The sequence below is a fragment of the Domibacillus sp. A3M-37 genome (genome assembly GCF_024213455.1).
Lineage (GTDB): Bacteria > Bacillota > Bacilli > Bacillales > Domibacillaceae > Domibacillus > Domibacillus tundrae.
Window position 1 is genome coordinate 42,902 of sequence record NZ_JANAVL010000010.1, and the last position, 19,746, is coordinate 62,647.

The following is a 19,746-nucleotide window of genomic DNA, read 5'->3' on the forward strand; positions in this document are numbered from 1 at the left end:
CTGCTCAATCAGCTTCAGGGCGTACTAATATTTGAATTAGGCCCGAATCTAAAGATTGTCGGCGCAATTCACTTGTAAACTGGTGCGATTTAATGTAAATCGCGCCATCATTATATAAAAACACGCCAATTTGTACAAAGAGTGGGAAGTGGTCACGTGAGGAAAAGTAATCAACCACTTTTTTTAGTGATTTCCTTTCTTTTTTGGTTTTCGCATTTTATTTATATCCCAATGCTTTCTCCTTATATTGAAAGCCTCGGCGGCACGTACACGCTTACCGGCATTGTGCTCGCAAGCTATGGATTGATGCAGTTTATCTTTCGGCTTCCGATTGGCATTACATCGGATTTGCTGAAAAAGCTAAAAGTATTCGTCATCGCCGGGATGGCCATCAGCACAGCGAGTTGCCTAGCTTTTTCGCTGACGGAAAGCCTTGAATGGGTTCTGTTTTCACGCTCGCTGGCAGGCATTGCAGCAGCTTTTTGGGTGGTCTTTACGATTTTGTTTTCAAGCTACGCAGCTGAGGATAAGCTCCACAGCTCAATGGGCAGCTTATCCTTTGCAGTCGTACTTGCTCAGCTTCTTGGCCTAGCGATTAGCGCCTGGATCGTGGACGAATGGGGCTGGCATGCTCCTTACTGGCTTGGAACCATTCTAGGGGTGGCCGGACTGCTGCTCTCCTTTTTTATCCCAGAATCGAAAGGCCATAAAAGCCGAAAACCGCCTGATCTGCGAGACATCATTAAGGTGCTGAAGGAACCTATGTTGCTCAAAGTGTCCTGCCTGTCTATATTGGCTCACGGTATCATGTTTACGACGATGTTCGGCTTTACAACGGCGTACGTGCTGTCGATTGGCATCCAGCCAGGTGAGGTCAGCCTGGTTGTCTTTGCTTTTATGATTCCACACGCGCTGTCCACGATCATGAGCGGCAGAACATTTGTCCCGGCTTTGGGAAAATGGCAGACGCTTCAGGCTGCTTTTTTTGCTACAGCTATTTTTACCTTTCTCATCCCTTTTGTTGAGACGAAGGGGCTCATGTTGCTGCTTCAGATGATTAATGGTTTTGCGCTTGGCCTTTTATTTCCTTTGTTTTTAGGTATGGCAGTAGAGGAAATCGAACATAAAAAAAGGGCAACAGCGATGGGCGCGTACCAGGCACTTTACGCAGTCGGCATGTTTTTAGGTCCTTTCCTAGGAGGTCTTTTAAATTCATTTTTTGGTCTGGAAGCAAGCTTTTACTTTTCCGGATTGATGGGCGGAGCAGGCTTTCTTCTTTGCTTACTCTGGCGGAAGAGCTAAGGGAAAAAGCGATTTGTTATCAGAATAGCAAGTTGTTCGCTATAATAGAAAGAAAAGATTTCTCGTACCGAGAAAAGTGGGTGGACAGCAGGATGAAAATGAGTGATGTAGCAAAAAAAGCAAATGTTTCGCCGGCCACTGTTTCACGGGTGCTGAGGCAGCCTGATCTGGTCAATAAGAAAACGAGAGAAAAAGTTCTTAAAGTGGTCAGTGAACTGAACTATAAGCCGCATATGATTGCAAGTCAGTTCCGGACACAGGAAACGAAAACGATCTTAGTTATTGTGCCCGATATTACTCGCCCGTTCTTTTCAGAAGTACTGCGCGGTATCGAGCATATGGCTTTAAAACACGGCTATCAGGTTATTCTGGGTGATACGGAAAACAATATCGAAAGAGAAAAAGAGTACGTTGAATTAATGTACAAAAAGCAGGCAGATGGGGTTCTTCTTCTGACAGCTCGTATGGACAGCAAAAGCCTTAAGGAGCTGTCGGCCTCCTTTCCAATGGTGCTTGCGTGCGAGTATGTAGATGAGCTCGATATTCCGACAGTATCCATCGACAACATAAGTGGTGCCCGAAAGTTGACAGAGCATTTAATTAATGTCGGCCATAAAAAAGTCGCCTACATTTCCGGCCCGATGAACGTTATTTTAAGCCGCGACCGTTTGCGCGGATTTCAGCAGGCTATGGCCCAGTATGATCTTCCGGTGGATCCTTCTTATATACAGGAAGGGGATTATGAGATTGAATCTGGCTACAATCAGATGGTCAAACTTCTTGCCCTCGAAGATCCGCCGACTGCTGTGTTTGTCTTCAATGATGAAATGGCCTTAGGGACGATTAAGGCTGTACAGGATCATGGCTTGAAGGTGCCAGAGGATATTGCGGTCGTGGGCTTTGATAACTTGAAAATGGCCACCATTTTCAGTCCGCGGATGACAACCATTGACCAGCCTAAGTATGAAATTGGCCAGCGTGCAACAAATATGTTGCTGACATTAATGAAGGGCGGTTCTTTGGAAAAGAAAAAAATTGTCTTGAAGGATGAGCTGATTATCCGTGAATCGTGCGGGTATTTCCAGCAAAAATCGGTGACCAAACCGGTGAATTGATGCGCCAGATATTATCCTATCGCAGGGTGGAATAAATGAAATCGATCACATTTTCAATGATCCCGTGATCAAAGGGCTGCGCCTTGATAATAAAAGGCGCAGCCAACTTTAAAATAGTACTGTACTTATCTTTGGTAAGCGTTTACCAAAAGTGGTGGACGAGTTGAATTATATGCAATCCGATTGGAATCAACCGATTAAGGAACGGCAGACTGGAGCCGGGAGCAAGGAAAAGAATTGATGAAAAACTAGATTGAATCCGCTCAGAACCTTGATGCCGTTATTGCACATAATGATGAAATGGCTATTGGAGCGATTCAAGCAGCGGAAGAAGCGGGTGTACTTAATGAAATGATGTTTGCAGGGATTGATGGGACTCCTGATGCTTTGAACTATATCCAGCAAGGCAAGCTCGCGGTAACCATTTATCAGGATGCAAAGGGACAAGGGCAGGAGGGCATTGAGGCAGCGCTAAGGCTGGTGAAGGGCGAACGAACAACCCGATGAAACAACTTATAGCTTGTGAATAGGGCAGCGTCTGTTTCCATTCAATCCGCTGATAGCAGCCAGAATGTAGCGGCGCTTCAGAAGAGCAGACGGCGTCGATGGAGAAAATGGCTTCTTCGACAGAGCTGTTGCGAAACATGGCGTCCGATCTCCAGGAAACGGTTCAACGGTTTCGGCTTGAGGGCATGAATTCACTAGAAAAATAAATAAATTAAATGGAGGATTATATATGCCATTATTGCGTTTTGATGTAGTTGAAGGAAGAACAGAGGAAGAGTTAAAAAAGCTGCTTGATGCGGCTCATCGCGGGATGCTGAAAGCATTTGAAGTGCCGGAGCGCGACCGCTACCAAATTGTGCATCAGCACCCTGCACATGAAATGATTGTGGAGGACACAGGTCTCGGATTTGAGCGTTCAAAGGATGTGGTGCTGATCAACATTACAAGCAAGCAGCGGACAGAAAAGCAAAAACAAAACCTGTACACGTATATTGTGGAAGAGTTGAACGTAAGCTGCGGCATCGATCCAAAAGATGTGATGATCTCGATTAGCATTAATGGGGACGCAGATTGGAGCTTTGGTTTTGGAAGAGCACAGTTTTTAACAGGCGATCTATAAGACATTTCAATACTAATACACCTGCTTTCTTCGTTTAACATAAAGAAAGCAGGTGTAAAATTGAAATTCAACAAGTACAGCCCCTTCTCGTAAAGTATTGGGTGGTACTTGTATTTTACAGGAGAGCGTCTCTTTTTGTCGTTTCTTTATGAAAATTTATTCATAATCAACACGCATGGGTAACTACTCAGTCCATACTGAATAGGAAAAAGTGTAAAAAAACGGAATTAAAGAAAACTCCAAAATGAATCAGTTCGCATCAAAAAAATGAAAGCGATTTCATTTATGGTGTGATTTCGAATGACTATCTTGAAAAAATGAGAATGACAACTGTTTTATTAAAGAGATATACATTTCAAAAGCAAGTGGATCGTATCTCCAGGAAGACAGGAACGAAAAAAGTTTACCATAAATAATATTAGATTGAGGTGTTTGGAGTGGGAATTAAAATTGCTGGAGCTCCTTGTTGCTGGGGTGTGGATGACCCGAAAAATCCATTTCTTCCACCATGGGAATTAGTATTACAAGAAGCATCACAAGCCGGCTACAAAGGAATTGAATTGGGACCTTACGGCTATATTCCGATGGACATTGAACGCGTACAAACAGAGCTTACCAAAAACGATTTGACGATTATTGCAGGAACCATTTTTGATGATTTGGTATCCGCTTCTAATTTAGAAAACTTATTGAATCAGGTAGATGACATCTGTTCTTTAATTACAAAACTTCCACCTTCTTTACAGGAAACAGGGCAACATTTTGCTACTCCCTACCTGGTGATTATGGATTGGGGGCATGATGAAAGAGATTTCAAGGGTGGGCATCCTGATGAAGCACCACGTTTATCAACCGAAGATTGGGATCGGATGATGGCACACATTCGTACTCTGGCAGATCGTGCATGGACAAAATATGGCGTACGGCCGGTTATTCACCCTCACGCCGGCGGCTATATTGAATTTGAAGATGAAATCAACAAATTATTGCAAGATATTCCCTATGAAACTGCAGGACTCTGTCTTGATACAGGGCACCTATACTATTCAAAAATGGACCCGGAACAGTGGCTTAGAGACTGTGCAGATCGACTAGATTATATTCACTTCAAGGATATTGATCTAGACGTATATCAAAGAGTGATGGGTGAACGCATTCGCTTCTTCGAAGCTTGTGCTCAAGGCGTAATGTGCCCGATTGGTCAGGGAGTTATTGATTATGATTCTATTTATAGGTTATTAAAAGAAATCGATTACAACGGATATATCACAATTGAGCAAGAGCGTGATCCAAGAAATGCAGATACAAGCCTTCAAGATGTTAAACAAAGTATCGATTATTTAGTAGGAGTAGGCTATTAATTAAATCACAAAAAGAACAGGAGAAATAAAAGATGATTAATGGTGAAAAAAAAGTAGAGAATCCGATCCGCTGGGCGATGGTAGGCGGTGGACGAGGTAGCCAAATTGGTTATATTCATCGTTCAGCTGCATTGCGAGATCATAATTTTCAGCTCGTAGCTGGTGCTTTTGACATTAACCCGGAACGTGGAAGAGAATTTGGCATCAATTTACATGTCAATCCAGAACGTTGCTATTCTGATTATAAAACGATGTTTGCAGAAGAGGCCAACCGTGAAGACGGCATTCAGGCTGTCTCGATTGCTACACCAAACGGCACTCACTATGAAATCTGCAAAGCGGCACTTGAAGCAGGATTGCATGTTGTATGTGAAAAGCCGTTATGCTTTACGGTTGAGGAAGCAGAAGAATTAGAGGCTCTCGCAAAGCAAAACAATCGTGTTGTTGGCATTACGTATGGTTACTCAGGGCATCAAATGATTGAACAGGCCCGTCAACTAATCGCCAATGGAGATTTAGGCGAAATCCGAATTGTCAATATGCAGTTTGCCCACGGTTTTCATTCTGAAGCTGTTGAAACGGCTAATGCCAGCACAAAATGGCGGGTGGACCCAAAAGTGGCAGGACCGAGTTATGTATTGGGGGATTTAGGAACGCATCCATTGTTCTTATCGGAAGTGATGCTGCCAAACCTGAAGATTAAAAAACTATTATGTACGCGTCAAAGCTTCGTCAAAAGCCGTGCTCCACTAGAGGACAATTCTTATACAATAATGGAATATGACAATGGCGCAGTCGGAACATTATGGTCTTCCTGTGTAAATGCCGGTTCTATGCATGGACAGAAGATTCGTGTAATTGGCTCCAAAGCCAGTATTGAATGGTGGGACGAACAGCCAAATCAGCTTCGTTTTGAAGTCCAGGGGAAACCTGTACAAATTTTAGAGCGTGGCATGGACTATCTACATCCAGCAGCATTAGCGGATGACCGTATTGGCGGTGGCCATCCTGAAGGCTTGTTTGAAGCCTGGTCTAATTTATATACTCGTTTTGCAATGGCGATGGAAGCATCAGATCAAGGGAAAATGCTGAATGATACTTGGTATCCAGGGATTGAAGCAGGTGTAGAAGGCGTACGGTGGGTAGCCAATTGTGTACGTTCCGCAGATCAAGGAGCTGTCTGGGTTGAATATCAGTAATAGAAAAGCAAGAAATAAACACGCTCTATTAAGCAGAAATTTCCTTAAAGAGAGTAATAATCTTTTGCAGAAAATAAAAAGAAATCGCTAAAATACCCTAACCCCTGAGCATCAAAGCGGCTTTTATAGTCAGGTCCCCGCCTGGCTGTTTTTTATGCTTTGCGAAACTTCACATAGATTTATGCTAACAACATGCTCCTACATCACTAATCATTTCCAGTAAAATTTCCTTGATCATTAAATGTTGTTTCTCTTCAAATCAGTTTACCAACACATCCTGTAGAAAAAATCCGCAAACAGCCTGCGGCTCTCTGAAAAGATCAATTTGACGACTGGATGCTGCTTCATCCTTTTCCTCTTCCTTATAATGGCTCAATCAAGAAAGAGTCCACTCCATCATTCAATTTGCTTCCTTTCTTCCTTCTTATTTCATTACGTACGTTTTTATTGATGTTTTTCTTTTCTTATTCTAAAAATTAAGTATCTATTTTACGTCTTTTATTTTAATGATTAATACAACTTTGTCATTTAACTTAATTATATACAATTTAATTATTTTAATTTAAATATTTATCATATATATTTTTAACTAATTATAATAAATAAAACAAAGGGAAGGTTTACTTTTTCGCCATGTACAGCGGATTGGAAATGCCCGATCGAATCGGAGAATTGATTGCCGAGCAAAAGAAACTGATGGAACAGATTAAGGCGAAAGAAGCGGAAAAGTCATTCAATCCTTTTGATGAATTTCAAGCATTGGATTTGAAGAAAGCAGCTACGCCAAAAACAAATTCATTTGAAGATTTATTTGGTGAGAAAGAGGAAGAGGATGCGAATAAGAAGGCGGCAAAAGGAGAAAATGACTTTGCTGCTATGTTCGGATCGGATGATCTTTAAAGAAAATAGCAAAACAGCCGCTTCTTGCTGAAAAGCAGAAGCGGGATTTAATTAAAACCAATGTGTAAAGGTATGTGTTGGTGAAAACTTTTGTTTTAATTAACGGAAATATTATCTGATAAACATTAATATGAAGAAGCAAAAATAAAATTTAGATGTCTGCTTGGGCAAAGGTTCAGACATATGTTTGAAATCTTATTTATTACTTCTTCTTGCACTAGAATCGAAAAGAGGAAACCATTCTCTTGAATGTAATACCATCACATAAAGATAAGGACTGTTATAAGGCCATCTTGCAACACCAAATCCCTGAAAGATATGTCTAAATGTTCTAAATGAATCAGTGCTTCCCACTTCAAGTGGAAGATAACCATCTTTAAGAGGTATTAACGTCTTAGTCCCTTTTGGATGATTTTGTTTTGCAAACCACATTTCTTCGTTCCATTTAAAAATCCCGTCATCATTTGCAGAAGCACCCTGTTGAGGAACAAATGTTGCTTTGCCTGGACAATCCGTATCCGCTATTTTTTCCAACAATTTATTGTTTAACTCAACCTTGCTATCTTGGTAGGGTCCTTGTCCGATTTCAATTGCAGCCGTTATAATGATTTCACTATGGATTCCAGCCCAAATATGTGCAAAACAATAAGCGTCTACAATATCTATATCAGGGTTAAATCTCGATTTTTGAAAAATAGAATCCACTACATATTTAGGTTCATAATGACCATTTTGTAATTTGTCTATATATCCATACATGAGGGGAAACCATTCTGGCTCTTTCAAAAATTTACTTTGAAGGTTTCTTTTAAAATCTAATCTCATCGTATTAGTCAATAGTAATACCCTCCTTTTATAATTATTTAAAAATTCAGATTATTTTTTGTTACTTGAATTATATAACTTTTCCGTTTAAAAGTCTGATTTATTCTATTTATAAGGAAATCTTTAATAAGTTCCAAGTCGAAGATAAAGGTATTAAGAAATTCAATGATCTAAGAATCAAATGTAATTTAGAAAGAATAGTGTTCTAAAAGTCTGTAAACCCGATAACTGAGAAAGCAGAATTTCAATAATGATGATGGAACGCCTTGTGAAGGGAAACTTTCATGCACGGTGTGGACCGGGGGAAAAGGTAGAGATTATCTCAAAACCTTACCTATCGGTATCACCTGTTAATTTTTAAAAAGAATATGATTTGGTCCATTCCAGTAACAGTGACACGAAAGGTTGTTAAAAACCTGTGTGAATCGGCTCTCGCAACTTGGCGTGACCTTGTGCAAGCCGCTTTGGAACACTTAGGTGGAACCTCAAACCTTGATGCGTTGTATCAGCTGTTAGAAGGAACAGATAAAGCGAAAAAGAACCAGCACTGGAAAGCAAAAATCCGTCAGACCTTGCAGATAGGAAAAGTATTTGCACCGATTGACCGTGGCATTTGGTCGCTTCAGCCGCTTGACCAAAATGATTCTTTCTTAAAGGGGGTTATCTAAATGGCAAAGGCAAAAATGCCCTCTTTAACCTTAGTTGAAGGCGCAACCCTTGAAAAAGGGGAACGGATTGAAGTGTATTTCAACATTCGGAAAGGCGGCTTTTCGATTAAATCAATCGACAAACAAAACCCATTAAACGGAAAGGTGATTGCTCATACAGATACCTTAATGATCGAGCAGGCAACCTTCCAATACAGTCAAAAAACATTAGAAAAGATACATGCCAAACAGCAAAAAGCTGTGTATGCCGTTGTACGGGGCTATTATGTTGCGACCGGGGATATGAGTGAGGAAACATCTTCATTTATGCCAGGATACTGCAACCCTTACACAACCGATCATTTTATTAATTGGCAGACAAAAGAAGAGATAAAAGAAGCGGATCTTGTATATTTTTACGACAAGTATTTCAACTACAAACAATAAAAAGTGAGAGAAAAGAGGATAATCAAATGAAAATTTCAAATGTAGAAGTAGTTAATACTGGCGGCGGCTGCCTAGTTACATGTATTTCGGTATCGCCAAAGGCCACAGATATTGAGGGATTGAAAATGATTGGCATTAACGGAGAAGGTGTTGTCGGTTACAGTAGTGAAGAAGTAACCGGTGACCTGGATGATGTGCTTTTCATTGCCGAAAATTTTGAAGATGCCATTCTTTTTATTGGTGAAGAGTTTGCTGCTGAATGCAAGCAAATCAATGCTGATAACGATGGTAGAATGCCCTACAAAAAATAAGGCGGGAATTTCCCGCTTTATTTTGCGAATAGCAGTTAAATTTTACAACATATTTGATATATTTACGTATGGGGTGATAAAAGTTGGAAGAAACAAAAGTTTTTGACAGGCTAGCACACATTACGAATGAATTAGATCAAGCTGTAAAAACAATTCGTTTGGCTGAAAATGATACTACTAATAAGGTAAAAGGCTGGGTGCTTCTGTGGTTTATTCTCCCCTTTATGTCAATGGGGAATTTAAAGGCGCTAACCAAATTGAAAACCTTAGACTTGTCTCCAGGGTTGCCTATGTATATTGGTGTGGGGCTTTATAGCATTTTAGTATCTGTCACAAGTATTAGCCCTATTCTCTTAGCGATTTGGATATTTATCGGCGCATATGCTATTTCCTTTGCATTTCTAGCTCCTAGAGCGATGTGTAACTTTAAGAGCGGATATTTCCGTTTTAAAGCATATGCATTATTCCGAAACCAGGAATACGAGCTTTTAAAGTCAGCACTGGCTGAAGGGGATGAATTTTATTTTCGTTCTATTCCAAGAAAGTTAGGGCTTATTATACAAAATAATCAACATTATAAACATATTTACGAACAAATTAACGCTTTTGTTAATCAAGAAAAGCGGGATTGGGAAATACGACTAGAACGAGCAATAGCTATTAGCGACGCTGAAAAAGAAGACTACAAGATGGCTTTAGAAGAATTTGATGATGAAGTCGGATCGTTAGTTGATGAACTTTCCGAAGTTCACTTAACGTTAAAATACCTTATTGAGTTCATAAAAAATACGAATACAGCATTATATCGTATGCATAACGATTGTTTTTCTGTTGCCGATTTGGTTAATATGGTCGGAACAGGAGTAACGATTTATGAACTTATTGAACAGGAAAGCGCGGTTGTCCTTCAAAAAATCTATGATGAAGGGACGTCTGGCATTAGTCCTCAATTTATTACATTAGATCAGCCATTAGCAGCTGCTAAAGTTGTAAATGAAGGGAAATTCGAAGAGCACATCATAGATGAACCAAGTGAAGGAAGGTTTGTCGTTTCGCGATTATTCAAAATGGGGTATAATAAAGTATGGGTCATAAACTTTCATCCGGATTTTACACAGGAGAAAGCATTGTTACTGACTATCCCGAATGAAGAATTAAATACTCGTGAAATTATGAGAGTCATTCACTCAATGTGTTTACTAATGCAAGAAAATGACCATTTAAAAAAGGGGGATTCTTAAAATGCCCAACAAAAGCAAACAAAATTTCAGATCCAAATTAGTTGAAAATGCGCGTTCTCAAGCAAATAATTCTTGGACTGCGAAGGGGTCTTCTTCTTTAAAAAGTTCCATTTTAAACAGTTCCAGTTTAGCAGGAAGCATGCTTGTAGAAGAGAAACAGACAAAAATTGAACAGAACGTTGAAAAACTACGCAGAAAACATGCGAAAGTTCTTTCTCAATAAAAAAAACGGCTCCTTGATTAAAAATTTAATCAAGGAGTTTTTATTTTTCCTCATCTAAGTTGGGATCATACCGCTCGGGAATCCATTTTTTTCTTAACTCATTATGTGTCCTTCTATACTTCTGCTCTTTTTCTGCTATTAATTGCTCCATTGATTTTCCCGCAGCTTCTTTACTACCGGCAATGAGCTTTTTTACATCCATCCATACCCTGCTTTCTAATTTAGAATAATCGCAGATCTTTCGTGTCCGTTACAGTATGGCCAAAGAAGTTATATTTTCTATCATATTCAGACTTTTTTATGGTATTAAAAAAAGCCGCCTTTAGGCAGCAGGAGAATACTGTTATAAACCTCTTTGGTCGGTATCACTTAGGTTTTGAAGTAGGTTTTACGCTTTTAATTAAACCAATTAAAAAATCGTTTCTTTTTGATCTCAGCTTTTTTTGCATCCTGTGTATTTTTAAGTGATTCAAGCAAAAGCTGATCCCGCTTATTCAACGAATCCTTAATATATTGCTGCTGCTCATCTAATTTCATCACTAATGCTTGGTTAAACTGCTCCTGCCGTTCGAGGCGCTCTAAAATGGTGTCTAAATCCTTCCTTATGTCACCCGATGAACGTTCTTCCATTTCCTCCGGTTCAGCTTTCGTTTCTCCCGTGGCAAAGTAGTATTCGATCTGCTTGATCGAATAGTTCTGCTCCCGGTTCAATTTTTGGATCAGCATGAGCCTTTCTAATGCCGGCTTATCAAAGTAGTGGTATCCATTCTCCCCTTGTACAGTAGGGATGTGTGTTTTTAATTCCCTCATCCAGTTTCGGACAACACTAGGACTTTCATTCACCTGTTTCGCCGCTTCCTTCACCGTTAAGCGCATTTCCTCAAGGTTTTCACTTAGGTTTTCAGCACGTTGATCTTGCGTTTGATTTGCGATTTTAATCATCCTTTCAAGGTAAGTTTCAACGTATGTGTCTGATAAGAAACCACATATAATGCCTTCTCAAAGGTGTGTGATGACTTTCATCAAGGTTTAGGAGTAGGTTTATCACTTATGTTTAAAGTTCGGTGTGTCTACGTAATCTCCTTTAAAAAATCAAATGATCATTTTGGTGATAAAAAGAAAAGGCTCTGTTAAAGTCCAATGTCGATAAAATCCGTATTAGTTTGTGCTACGCTATATAGACGAACTGTTGAGAAACTTTGCTTTTAAATTTATTGCTAAATAATGATATAATAGGAAAATAACCATTTATTTGAATTAACTGTTCTATTTTAAAAATAAGATTACAGTGAAAAATAGAAATGAGGCTTAGAACAATGCGGTCTTTAGTAGCAAACTTTTTGTTATCGCTTAGCTTGGTAATGGCCGGCTGCAGCGAATCGGCAAAAACGGAACCAACTGAAGGGGAGCTTATACTATATGATGATGAACTGTTCCCGGAAGAAAATTCGCGCCATCTGTTGGATCACACGACGATCATTGCAGGTGATGCCGTCCGCTTGAGTGAGCCGGCTAAAGTGATTGTCACGTATGAAATTTGGCAAAATGGCGAAATTGTCCAATCATACAGTTCTTTTTCGAGCAGCAGTACAGATAAGATTATTGCTTTTTCCGTTCGTCCATCAATCAATCAAGCAGAAAGGCTCACGCTCACTGTTTCTACAAATAACGGCTCTGCTTCACATGACTTACCAAAACCTGCATCAGAGTACAACTCAACCACCTACGGCACAATATTTATGAGCGAAACGCCGCTATTACCAGACCAAAAACAGGCTGTCTGGAGTATGGTCTCAACAGATGAAGCTGAAACGTCTCTGTCAGAGAAAGGTGTCAAGGCTGCAAAGTGGGGCTTGATTATTTACGTTGAAAGAGATGAATCCAAATAATTCGCTGGAAGACTGCGTTTTCTTTGTACTAACATGTCATATTAATAAATATAGTGCCTTCCTAAAGGTGTGTGATGCCTTCCGCAAAGGTTTAGGAGCAGGTTTATCACTTACTTTATTACTTATATTTTGAAGCAAGGAGGTAGAAGATGAAAAAAACTATAATTTGGATTATCTTAATCGTTGGAGCTTTATTCGGAGGAGTAGGGTGGAATTCCAATAAAAAGAATGAACAAAAATGAAGTAAATTCACATTCTTTAAAACACTTCACAAAGGCAGTTGGATGAGACCTTAAAGCCGAAGTAAGGGGTGGCATAAAAAATGATAAAAAACGCAGTAAACATTTTTTTCAGTATCTTATTTGTGGCTGGATGTGCAAATGCAAATACTAGCGATGGAGCCTATGCTGCGATAGTCAGGATTGATGGAGAAAACTATGTCGCCCAGGATTTAGTAGCTAATGATGAATTTACTGTAAAAGAACAAGTCGGTGAAGTGCAGCAAGTCACCGATAACATGCCGGAAGATGACTGGAGTGCCAATGCCTTTGAAAAGGGAAACAAAATATACTCTGTTAATGAAAAGGATAATATTTTTTTAATTGAAGAAAATGAGGGCCAATACACTATTCTTAAAGAAAAAGAAAATGAGACTGAATAAGATCAAGCATTAATTACCTCTTATAAAAAGCTGCACGTTTTTCGCGCAGCTTTTTGTGTGTTCAAATATCGTTTGTATCAAATTAATGGAAATAAACAGTTCGATTAGAATTTAGTGTTACCTTTATAAACTTCCTCGATTATATCCCCTGCAACTTCCTGCATACTGGTGCCTTTCTCTTCTGCTTCTTTCTTCAGCCATTCCTTAATCTCGCGTGGCAGGTACACGGAAAGCAATTCTTCTTCCGATTTCGAGAAATAGACCCGGAAACTCGTCAGTTTAAGATGTACACTCCACAACAACCTGCTCGCAACACCAAGAATGAATTTATAAATGTAATTGAAAAAGCCCTAGATTACAGTTCACCCAAAGGAGCAATAAAAGGCATATTGAATGCTTTGAAAGATAAATAAGACTGTTTTCGTTTATGTCTGATAAGAAATCAAATAAAGGGTCTTCTAAAGGTGTGTGACGACTTTCATCAAGGTTTAGGAGTAGGTTTATCACTTATGTTTAAAGTTCGATGTGTCTACGTAATCTCCTTTAAAAAATCAAATGATCATTTCGGTGATAAAAAGAAAAAAAGAGCAGCTGACTAAGCCGCCCTTTCTGCTATTAATAAGTTGGTTTCACTAAGAACATGGATGGATCTTTAACGAAAGTAGCATCCGTCACCGTTGTTTCTTGAAACGTCCCGCCATCAACGTTGTACCACTTGCCATTGATTTTCACTAGTCCTGATGCATGATTGGTGGTTGCGTGAATTGCCGTGCTGTACCCCATTCTGTCATAAAAGGCTGAAAGTGCCTGAGCATAGGAATCGCAATCATATTGTTTTGTAATCAACACATGATAAGCCGAATTTATTCTGTTATCCACCGCAGTAGAGGAATCTCCAATTCGGGTAGACACAGCTATTGATAGATTAACCAGTTTTATAATTTCCTCTTTACTTACCCCGCTGTTCACTAAAGATTTCAAGCTCAATTCAGCCATACCAATGTACCTCTCTTCGCGATTGGCATACGCTGGATCGCCTACATATCTTGCACCGTTTAAATAACTCTCAACACCCTTTAGATATAGGTCAGCCGTATTTAACTTTGTAAAATCAACGGAAGCTAGCGTTTTTTCCACTTCGTTCATGACTGCATCATACTCGGCTTGGTTTGTGCTGGCATATGTGTGGCTGCCATAATACATATCAATAGACCAACTGTAAGGGCCCGGCTTTTTCGCCGGTCTAGCAGGCATCCCGTTTTTCAATACTGCTTCCGAACCTGCACCATATGTAAAATTAATTTTTTTGGTGGCAGAACTGCTTGTTACTTTCAAGTTTGGGAAGAGCTTCGTGACCGCTTCGACGGATACCATTGTATTGCCGTTAATCGTAGCAACCGGTTCAGCCAGGGTGAACGTTTGGCCATTAATGTTTGCTGTGGTAGAGCCGCGTGTGACAGTTAGCACTTTCGATCCCGATTTCACCATAACCTTAGTTCCGCTCGCTGTGGAGATTTTGCCGCCCAACCGCTCAAATACCCCGCGTAGTGGGATCATAAAGCCTTTACTTGTTTTTTGCACGTTTACGCCAAGATGGACTTCCTTACCATTAAACAGCGTTTTGTAAGGAATATCTTCAATGGTCGCTGCTTGTACATAAGCAGTCTGATCAAGGGAAAGAGTAGCGGCCGGTGAGAAGCTCCCTAATAGTACAATTCCGCCCAACAATGTTCGAGTTAAAACTTTCTTTCCGGAGAAAGAGGCTATTTTATGTGTCACCATTCAATATTCACCTGCCATTATTCATATTTGATTTGTTTTTGCTACTGAGAAAGGCTAAAATCAGATAACCTATCATTCTATATACCTATCGTATAGTAGATGAATATAAAAGTGAATGGTTTTAATGGAAATAAACTGTTCAATTAGAATTTAGTATTACGTTTATAAACTTCCTCGATTACATCCCCTGCTACTTCCTGCATGTTTGTCCCTTTTTCTTCCGCTTCTTTTTTCAGCCAATCCTTAATCTCTCTTGGCAGGTACACGGACAGCAATTCTTCTTCCGACTCAATGCTTATCAATGCTTAATGCTTCATGTTCGGGGCTGTATCTTGCTCGGCCCTGTACCAGCTGGCGCTTTAAAAAACTAGCCATCTAAAGATAACCTCCATTTTTAGATTTTTTTATGCACTTCTTGAATTCGACAGGTAATTGGACCCGTTTTATAGAAATATAGATAGAATAGTTGAATGATTCGGGCTATTATATACATATCAAACTTAGGAGGAATATTTTTGTATAAAATACATAAAACTACAGCCCTTTTACTTTCTTGCTCGTTGCTGCTACCGACTGGTTCATTTGCTGAATCCCCTTCAACTATTCAAGACACACTTGGCGACTCAACGTACACTGTTACTTCTAATCCTAATCAAGTAAACAAGGAAACGGCTAAGCTAGCTGTAGAAAATTTAATAAAAATACAGGAGGATATACAAGATCTTAGAAATGGACACGTAGTTTTAAAAAATACATTTTTTGATGTAGATGAATTGCCAATTTCCTATCATTTTGTAGTCGAAGGTGCTAAAACTGATGCGTATTTTATAGTATCAGCGACAGACACAAGAAACCCATTCCTTCAGCAAGGGATAGGTGAAGGAATTGAGTTTTCAGGTCACACAGAAGTGGCAACGGGAGAAAAGCTTTACTATCTAGGTTTAGACACAGTTGTAGCTGCTAAAGATGCAAAAGAATTAAAGGCAAAATACGCAGAACAAAAAATAAAGTTATAAAAGAATTAAAAGAAGACAAAGAAAAAGTAAAGGCTAAAAAAGAAAAGAAAATTAAAGAAATCCCTACCATAACTGATAATGCTCAAGCAAAAATAGAAGAAGAGAACCTATCAATGATTGATGAGAAGCTTCAGGAACTAGGTACTTTAATAAATCAGTACGAAACGAAGGAACTAAAACCTAAAGAAAAGCAAGGCAAGAAAAAACCAATGTGGGATCAAGTCCTTAGCTCGGCTACTGCAACTGCCGAAACATCATATAGTGCAGCAGCTATTAATTATAGAGTTTTAGCGGTAGACCGTTTTTACCAACGCTTATCGGGTGTCCAATTTAAAAATACAGCTTGTGGGCCTACTTCAGGTGCAATGATTTTTGACTATTATTATGATGTAAAAGGGTATAACGTTCGTGATAATGCATATTTCGGGGGCGATGCCAATACATCAGTAGCAAGGCTCATCAATCACTTAACAGTAGAAATGAACACTAGCGGAACAATTGGTACTTATATGAGCGATTGGATCAATGGAATGTACACGCATACACGGGAAACCACATCAGCATTTTCACGAGTTACAGTATCAAATTTAGACTCCGATAGTTATGGTAACAGTCTAAAATACAGAAGTGCTATTAATAACGATAATCCTGCAGGCTTAAGGTTTGATCGTTTCTCAAGTTTTGAATCTGATGGTATTGAATGGCACTTTTTAGCTGGGATTGGGTATGATTTAAGTGGAATTTATGCAGAAAATCTTCAAGTATATTATTTAGATCCCGACGGGAGTGACTCTTCTGTTAAAAAGTTTGATTGGTCTGCAAATGATCAAGATTTTGTATTTGCACATTTAACTAGGTAATTTAATTAGGTAATTCTAAAGTCCTTAGATATCTAAGGACTCTTGTTTTTATTATTATTTATTGAAAAAATAGAGTGTTCATATTACAAAGGAGGGAGATTATGTCATCACATGGTTCAGTCACTGCTTTCATGATGGTTGCACCTATTTTTATTCTTGCAGCTGTTGCTTATTTTTGGCCTAAGTGGCGAATAGCTTTATTGTTTCTAGCTGTTACTGTGAGCACAATTGAAGTCATAGGTTTAATTTGGGAAAAAGATAATGAAAAACAAACAATAGTAGAAAACATGGATTATGTAAATTCTTATTTGAATGATAACTATCCAGGAGAAGAATGGATATTAAGAAGGAAAGAAGGAATTTCCCTTAAACATGGGGCAATTGAAGTGGTTTTCCTCAACGAGCCAAATCATGTTTATACTTACAATGTGGAAAGAGGAGAAGTATGGCAGTCAGGAAACCATTCAACAGAAGGTACCAGGGTTGAAATGAAACATGCGGAAGAGTAGGGAATAGGAAAAGGTTAATTTAGAATTAATCATAAATAAATATGAGTTTAATGCTTACATGATTTTTAAACAAGAAAAAATACCCTACTGGTTTACAGGTAGGGTATTAATCAAAGGACAAGGTTAGTATCTTGAGATATAAAAATAAAGGGGTATATTAGATGAGTCAGCCGCAATTTTAATTGAATGCCTTAAAAGTTTCGGTATTATCCCTGTTTTCGCCTTGTTCACGATTATAGACTTCCTCAATTATATCGCCAGCGACTTCCTGCATACTGGTTCCTTTTTCTTCCGCTTCTTTTTTCAGCCATTCCTTGATCTTTCGTGGCAGGTACACGGACAGCAATTCTTCTTCCGATTCAATGCTAATTGCTTCATGCTCTCGGCTGTACTGAATGCGGCCTTGTACAAGCTGACGCTTTAAAAAGTACCCTAATTCCTCTGAAACTCCACGTAGGATTGTATCTTTCATATGAAGGACAATGCGGTCCCCGATCAATTCAACATACAGATTAGCTGCCTTTACATGCTGGTAAATCAGATCCATCGCTTGATACGTAAGGGAATACTCAGTAGGCAATTTTAAAATCGCATATCCAGGTGTACCGGTTCGTTTGCCGAACTCAACGGAATAGTTAGGTGTTAACCTATGTGTATAAATTCCTTCATTATAAGAGAAGGTCTGTTTTGTCGCCGGATCAATGAAGTACCATTCCCCTAATCCTTCACGCATTAGCCGAGCTTCCGGCAGGGAAGGAGAGGAAAAACGCTGATAAACCGCTTCTTTTGTCTTTTTGTTGTAATACTGGCGCTGTGTAAGCCGGTCTTCTTGAATCCTCTTTTGATAACGTTCGCTAAATTCCTTTAGGTCACTTTCATGAATTAATGTGGCTGTTCGTCCTAATACTTTGCCTGTTGTAGAAGGCAGGAGCCCTTCATTAATATATGTAGTAATAGAAGCCCGGTTTGTATGCAAGCGTGCAGCTGCTTGGTTTAAGGACATGCCGGTCGGTTCTTCGGGCATTGCTTCAATAAACCGTTCCACTTCTTCTTTTGAAAATAGATGCCCATGATGCCCGCTCCACGGATCTTCCACGGGTGTCAGTTTTCCTTCTTGTACGTAAACATGCACCGTTGGAACAGATCGTTTAATCAGTTCTGCGACTTCTTTTGTTGAGTAATACTCTGGATTCGACATATGTGTACTCCTTTGTTTCAATTCATCTTTACTATTTCGAGTTCTTCGTTCAAGATAAGTTGAGGTTACTTGGACTTTCGTTGAGACTTTTCCCAAGCCGCTTGAACTGCGCCATTTAACACTTCATAGACATCGTCATCTAAAGCGTTGTCTCTAAGTACGGTTAATATAAAACCTAGCTCATTTATATCAATGTCCGCCTCCTTTTCATTCAATATGCTTAGGGCACTCTCCATTGAAATACTCATAAAAAACCCTCCTAAAGTGTTTTTTTCGCTTAAATGCTTAAATTAATTTATGGTTTTCCATGATCGGTTTTATTTACGCATAACATTCCCATAAATGGTGCATACTGGTACTGGATTTACATTCCCGCTCCTAAAGTGTTGATGCTTTTACAGCCGGATCAAACCTCTGGCTGTTTTTGCTGTGCATTTATTCAAGAAAAACACTTTTTTACATAAAAAGCATACGATAATCCATTTGGCTAAGGCTGTCATTACGGACATTGGTAATCCACAAGCCCATTTCCTTCGCAAAGCGATACGCCAGTAGCTCGGATTCAAAAAAATCCGAAAACCGGCCTAACCCACCTTCAAATGTGGCGATCACGACGGGATGCTGCTCCATCTTCAATCCTCAATTTCTCTTAAAATCGGATTCTGCTGAAAGATTGATGCGGCATTTAATCAACTCCTTATAAACATGAAATCCATGAAACTAGCTAATGGTATATGTACATTATTCTGCATGTTCTTCTTTTTTTAAAATGACTTTCACAAATGAAGTTATTAGGTTCTCTTTATCTCTTTCTTTCTCTTTTTTTCTATAAATAATTTATCACATATTTAATTAATTAACAATTTTCTATCTTTTTATTCATAATATTAATCATTTTTATTTATAATTAATTATAAGAACCCAAACAAAGAGGACGTTTTTTTCACTAAATTAAAATAATTAAAAATAAGATTAATTAAATAATGATATAATTAAGTAACAAATAAAATAATAAATATAAAATAAACTTTCATAAATAAGAATTTTTATATTAATTATATTTAATACTCACTAATTTTAATAAAAATAGAAATGATTATAGCAAAAGAAGAAAATTAGATTTAATGAGAGATA

The 19,746-nt window shown here is 38.8% G+C and carries 25 protein-coding genes; 17 read left to right on the forward strand and 8 right to left on the reverse strand.

The annotated features are described in order from the left end of the window. Window positions 1–156 precede the first annotated feature (156 nt). The 7 genes from NLX67_RS14930 to NLX67_RS14960 all read left to right on the forward strand — a co-directional run bounded on the left by NLX67_RS14930 (window position 157) and on the right by NLX67_RS14960 (window position 7,003). Complete coding sequence (locus NLX67_RS14930) at window positions 157–1,302, forward strand: MFS transporter (protein ID WP_254312313.1); 1,146 nt, start codon at window positions 157–159, stop codon at window positions 1,300–1,302. 92 nt (window positions 1,303–1,394) lie between these two features. Beyond that, entirely contained in the window at window positions 1,395–2,417 is a 1,023-nt protein-coding gene (locus NLX67_RS14935; protein ID WP_254312314.1) for a LacI family DNA-binding transcriptional regulator, read from the forward strand. Between the two features lie 252 nt (window positions 2,418–2,669). After that, window positions 2,670–2,924 (forward strand): substrate-binding domain-containing protein, encoded by a 255-nt coding sequence (locus NLX67_RS14940; protein WP_309143140.1) that lies wholly within the window; start codon window positions 2,670–2,672, stop codon window positions 2,922–2,924. Between the two features lie 229 nt (window positions 2,925–3,153). Beyond that, window positions 3,154–3,543, forward strand: coding sequence for a tautomerase family protein (locus tag NLX67_RS14945; protein WP_254312316.1), 390 nt, complete (start codon window positions 3,154–3,156; stop codon window positions 3,541–3,543). Between the two features lie 437 nt (window positions 3,544–3,980). Beyond that, window positions 3,981–4,904, forward strand: a complete 924-nt coding sequence (locus NLX67_RS14950; RefSeq protein WP_254312317.1) for a sugar phosphate isomerase/epimerase family protein — start codon at window positions 3,981–3,983, stop codon at window positions 4,902–4,904. A 32-nt stretch (window positions 4,905–4,936) separates the two neighbouring features. After that, window positions 4,937–6,103: a Gfo/Idh/MocA family protein gene (locus NLX67_RS14955; protein ID WP_254312318.1), complete on the forward strand. Its 1,167-nt coding sequence runs from the start codon at window positions 4,937–4,939 to the stop codon at window positions 6,101–6,103. Between the two features lie 651 nt (window positions 6,104–6,754). Continuing rightward, window positions 6,755–7,003 (forward strand): hypothetical protein, encoded by a 249-nt coding sequence (locus NLX67_RS14960; RefSeq protein ID WP_254312319.1) that lies wholly within the window; start codon window positions 6,755–6,757, stop codon window positions 7,001–7,003. 195 nt (window positions 7,004–7,198) lie between these two features. Here the strand turns inward: NLX67_RS14960 and NLX67_RS14965 are convergent, their stop codons facing one another. Beyond that, entirely contained in the window at window positions 7,199–7,840 is a 642-nt protein-coding gene (locus NLX67_RS14965) for a hypothetical protein (RefSeq protein ID WP_254312320.1), read from the reverse strand. 440 nt (window positions 7,841–8,280) lie between these two features. Between NLX67_RS14965 and NLX67_RS14970 the strand changes: the two genes are divergently transcribed. From NLX67_RS14970 to NLX67_RS14990, 5 genes are all read left to right on the forward strand, one after another. After that, window positions 8,281–8,496, forward strand: coding sequence for a hypothetical protein (locus NLX67_RS14970; protein WP_254312321.1), 216 nt, complete (start codon window positions 8,281–8,283; stop codon window positions 8,494–8,496). Continuing rightward, window positions 8,497–8,922: a hypothetical protein gene (locus tag NLX67_RS14975; RefSeq protein ID WP_254312322.1), complete on the forward strand. Its 426-nt coding sequence runs from the start codon at window positions 8,497–8,499 to the stop codon at window positions 8,920–8,922. A 26-nt stretch (window positions 8,923–8,948) separates the two neighbouring features. Next, the gene (locus tag NLX67_RS14980) at window positions 8,949–9,233 is read left to right on the forward strand and encodes a hypothetical protein (RefSeq protein WP_254312323.1); all 285 of its coding nucleotides are present in this window, start codon (window positions 8,949–8,951) and stop codon (window positions 9,231–9,233) included. A gap of 83 nt (window positions 9,234–9,316) precedes the next feature. Next, on the forward strand, window positions 9,317–10,474 hold the full coding sequence (locus NLX67_RS14985; RefSeq protein ID WP_254312324.1) for a hypothetical protein: 1,158 nt from the start codon (window positions 9,317–9,319) through the stop codon (window positions 10,472–10,474). A 1-nt stretch (window position 10,475) separates the two neighbouring features. After that, window positions 10,476–10,697: a hypothetical protein gene (locus NLX67_RS14990; protein WP_254312325.1), complete on the forward strand. Its 222-nt coding sequence runs from the start codon at window positions 10,476–10,478 to the stop codon at window positions 10,695–10,697. A 40-nt stretch (window positions 10,698–10,737) separates the two neighbouring features. Here NLX67_RS14990 and NLX67_RS14995 read toward each other — a convergent pair whose 3' ends face one another. Beyond that, entirely contained in the window at window positions 10,738–10,899 is a 162-nt protein-coding gene (locus tag NLX67_RS14995) for a hypothetical protein (RefSeq protein WP_254312326.1), read from the reverse strand. A gap of 194 nt (window positions 10,900–11,093) precedes the next feature. Then, on the reverse strand, window positions 11,094–11,639 hold the full coding sequence (locus NLX67_RS15000) for a MerR family transcriptional regulator (RefSeq protein WP_254312327.1): 546 nt from the start codon (window positions 11,637–11,639) through the stop codon (window positions 11,094–11,096). Window positions 11,640–12,013: 374 nt separating this feature from the next. Here NLX67_RS15000 and NLX67_RS15005 point away from each other — a divergent pair, with 374 nt between their 5' ends. Beyond that, window positions 12,014–12,586: a hypothetical protein gene (locus NLX67_RS15005; RefSeq protein WP_254312328.1), complete on the forward strand. Its 573-nt coding sequence runs from the start codon at window positions 12,014–12,016 to the stop codon at window positions 12,584–12,586. Window positions 12,587–12,908: 322 nt separating this feature from the next. After that, window positions 12,909–13,247: a hypothetical protein gene (locus tag NLX67_RS15010; protein WP_254312329.1), complete on the forward strand. Its 339-nt coding sequence runs from the start codon at window positions 12,909–12,911 to the stop codon at window positions 13,245–13,247. A gap of 615 nt (window positions 13,248–13,862) precedes the next feature. Here NLX67_RS15010 and NLX67_RS15015 read toward each other — a convergent pair. Continuing rightward, complete coding sequence (locus NLX67_RS15015; RefSeq protein WP_254312330.1) at window positions 13,863–15,029, reverse strand: stalk domain-containing protein; 1,167 nt, start codon at window positions 15,027–15,029, stop codon at window positions 13,863–13,865. A 143-nt stretch (window positions 15,030–15,172) separates the two neighbouring features. Beyond that, complete coding sequence (locus tag NLX67_RS15020; protein WP_254312331.1) at window positions 15,173–15,331, reverse strand: hypothetical protein; 159 nt, start codon at window positions 15,329–15,331, stop codon at window positions 15,173–15,175. Between the two features lie 213 nt (window positions 15,332–15,544). On the opposite strand from NLX67_RS15020, the gene NLX67_RS15025 reads away from it, so the two are divergent. The 3 genes from NLX67_RS15025 (at window position 15,545) to NLX67_RS15035 (ending at window position 17,414) form a co-directional block, all read left to right on the forward strand. Further along, entirely contained in the window at window positions 15,545–16,045 is a 501-nt protein-coding gene (locus tag NLX67_RS15025; protein WP_254312332.1) for a hypothetical protein, read from the forward strand. A 113-nt stretch (window positions 16,046–16,158) separates the two neighbouring features. Continuing rightward, window positions 16,159–16,905: a cysteine peptidase family C39 domain-containing protein gene (locus tag NLX67_RS15030; RefSeq protein WP_254312333.1), complete on the forward strand. Its 747-nt coding sequence runs from the start codon at window positions 16,159–16,161 to the stop codon at window positions 16,903–16,905. Window positions 16,906–17,006: 101 nt separating this feature from the next. Next, on the forward strand, window positions 17,007–17,414 hold the full coding sequence (locus tag NLX67_RS15035; RefSeq protein ID WP_254312334.1) for a hypothetical protein: 408 nt from the start codon (window positions 17,007–17,009) through the stop codon (window positions 17,412–17,414). Between the two features lie 178 nt (window positions 17,415–17,592). On the opposite strand, the gene NLX67_RS15040 is transcribed toward NLX67_RS15035, so the two are convergent. The 3 genes from NLX67_RS15040 to NLX67_RS15050 form a co-directional block, all read right to left on the reverse strand. Continuing rightward, a complete protein-coding gene (locus NLX67_RS15040) occupies window positions 17,593–18,612 on the reverse strand; it encodes a helix-turn-helix domain-containing protein (protein ID WP_254312335.1) in 1,020 nt (339 codons plus the stop codon). Window positions 18,613–18,677: 65 nt separating this feature from the next. Next, window positions 18,678–18,860, reverse strand: coding sequence for a hypothetical protein (locus NLX67_RS15045; protein ID WP_254312336.1), 183 nt, complete (start codon window positions 18,858–18,860; stop codon window positions 18,678–18,680). 208 nt (window positions 18,861–19,068) lie between these two features. Then, window positions 19,069–19,242 (reverse strand): hypothetical protein, encoded by a 174-nt coding sequence (locus tag NLX67_RS15050; protein WP_254312337.1) that lies wholly within the window; start codon window positions 19,240–19,242, stop codon window positions 19,069–19,071. Window positions 19,243–19,746 lie beyond the last annotated feature (504 nt).